This window comes from Nonomuraea sp. NPDC001684 (assembly GCF_053596515.1).
The window spans coordinates 1-1897 of sequence record NZ_JBSFGJ010000820.1 but is presented as its reverse complement, the minus strand read 5'-3'; the positions used below and the strand labels follow the sequence as shown (position 1 = coordinate 1897).

The 1897-nt window shown below is 74.7% G+C and carries 2 protein-coding genes and 2 pseudogenes; 3 read left to right on the top strand and 1 reads right to left on the bottom strand.

Features of this window, described 5'->3' with window-relative positions; translation table 11 throughout:
• Window positions 1-90: 90 nt before the first annotated feature.
• From ACWCSD_RS52160 to ACWCSD_RS52150, 3 genes and pseudogenes are all read left to right on the top strand, one after another.
• Window positions 91-363 (top strand): annotated as a pseudogene (locus ACWCSD_RS52160) (hypothetical protein); the annotation flags it as partial.
• 57 nt (window positions 364-420) lie between these two features.
• Complete coding sequence (locus ACWCSD_RS52155) at window positions 421-1044, top strand: sensor histidine kinase (RefSeq protein ID WP_449927278.1); 624 nt, start codon at window positions 421-423, stop codon at window positions 1042-1044.
• Window positions 1045-1088: 44 nt separating this feature from the next.
• On the top strand, window positions 1089-1679 hold the full coding sequence (locus tag ACWCSD_RS52150; protein WP_397163089.1) for a LuxR C-terminal-related transcriptional regulator: 591 nt from the start codon (window positions 1089-1091) through the stop codon (window positions 1677-1679).
• On the opposite strand, the pseudogene ACWCSD_RS52145 reads toward ACWCSD_RS52150, so the two are convergent.
• Window positions 1669-1897 (bottom strand): annotated as a pseudogene (locus tag ACWCSD_RS52145) (TetR family transcriptional regulator); the annotation flags it as partial. The gene ACWCSD_RS52150 and the pseudogene ACWCSD_RS52145 sit on opposite strands and share 11 nt — an antisense overlap.

The following is a 1897-nucleotide window of genomic DNA, read 5'->3' as shown; positions in this document are numbered from 1 at the left end:
GGACCGTCACCCGCAACTCCCCGAAACGCCGCGATCGTCATGCGGAACGGTTCCCGTCGCCGGATCCCCTCAATGTAGGACCCGGCGACCTGGCGGGACGTGCTGTGGGGCGTCCTCGACCCGCTCATGGGCACGTGGGCATCCGCGCTGGCGCTGGGCATGCCGCTGTACGGCCTGTACGGCGTCGCGGTGCAGCCGTTCGTGTGGCGGGCCAACCTGCGGGCCGGCGGCGCGAACGCCTACGGCGTCATCCACGTCACCTCGACGGCCGCCGCGCTGGCGGCGATCCCGGTCGGGCTGGCGCTGATCGCGCTCGGCCTCTACATCGGCCCCCCGCTGCTGCGCCTGCGCGCCCGGTGGGCCGGCGCGCTGCTCGGGCCGTCGCGCAGGGCCGCGCTGGAGCAGCGGGTCGAGACGCTGGTGGAGACGCGCGCCGACAGCGTCGACTCCCAGGCCGCCGAGCTGCGCAGGATCGAGCGCGACCTGCACGACGGCGCGCAGGCCCGGCTGGTCGCCCTGGGCATGGGGCTGGGCCACGCCGAGCGGCTGTTCGACGAGGACCCGGAGGCGGCCCGCGCCCTGCTGGCCACGGCCCGCGAGTCCTCCTCCAAGGCCCTGGACGAGCTGCGCGACCTGGTACGCGGCGTGCATCCGCCGGTCCTGGCCGACCGCGGCCTCGCCGACGCGATCCGGGCCCTGGCGCTGGACTGCCTGCTCGACGTCGAGGTCACCGCCGACCTGGCCGGACGGCCCGCGCCGCCGGTGGAGTCGGCCGTCTACTTCGCGGTCAACGAGCTGCTCGCCAACACCAGCAAGCACGCCGGGGCGGCGACGGTCCAGATCACGCTCGCCTACCGGCACGGGATTCTGAGCTGCGACGTCGTGGACGACGGCGGCGGCGGCGTCGATCCGGCCGACGGCACCGGGCTGCGCGGCATCCAGAGCCGGCTGGCCGTCTTCGACGGGACGATCGCCGTCGACAGCCCGCCCGGCGGGCCCACCCGGGTGCATCTGGAGGTGCCGTGCGCGATCAGGTCCGAGTAGTCGTCGCCGAGGACCTGTTCCTCATCCGGGACGCGCTGGTCCGCATGCTGACCGAGCACGGCTTCACGGTCGTGGCCGCCGTCGACAACGGGCCGTCCCTGCGCAAGGCGCTGGCCGACGAGCGGCCGGACGTGGCGGTCGTCGACGTGCGGCTGCCGCCGTCGTTCACCGACGAGGGGCTGCAGGCCGCGATCCAGGCGCGCCGCGACCGGCCCGGCTTCCCGGTGCTGGTGCTGTCGCAGTACGTGGAGCAGCTCTACGCCCGCGAGCTGCTGGCCGACGGCGCGGGGGCGGTCGGCTACCTGCTGAAGGACCGGGTGGCCAACACCGGGCAGTTCATCGACGCGGTCACCTCGGTGAGCCGGGGCGGCACGGCGATGGACGCGCAGGTCATCGCCAAGCTGCTGACCCGCGGCGACGCGCGTGGCCGCACCGGCGAGCTGAGTCCGCGCGAGCGGGAGGTGCTGAGCCTGATCGCCGCCGGGCGGTCCAACACGGCGATCGCGCACCAGCTCGTGATCTCCGCCAGCGCGGTCAACAAGCACATCTCCAGCATCTTCGGCAAGCTCCAGCTGCCCGAGTCCGAGGACGACAACCGCCGGGTCCTGGCCGTCCTGGCCTATCTCAACCGCTGACCGGGGCGCGGCGGGCGTAGTCGCCGATGGCGGGCCGCAGCAGGTCGTAGGCCTGCCGCGCGGTGCGGGCGAGGGCCGCGAAGATCTGCTCGGACTCCTCCCCCGCCAGGACCCGGCGCTGGGCCTCGTCGAACAGCAGCCGCTCCACCCCGGCGAGCGCGGCGGCCACCAGGCGGGGCGTGACGCCGCCGTCGCCGGTCTCCTCGGCCAGGACGGCG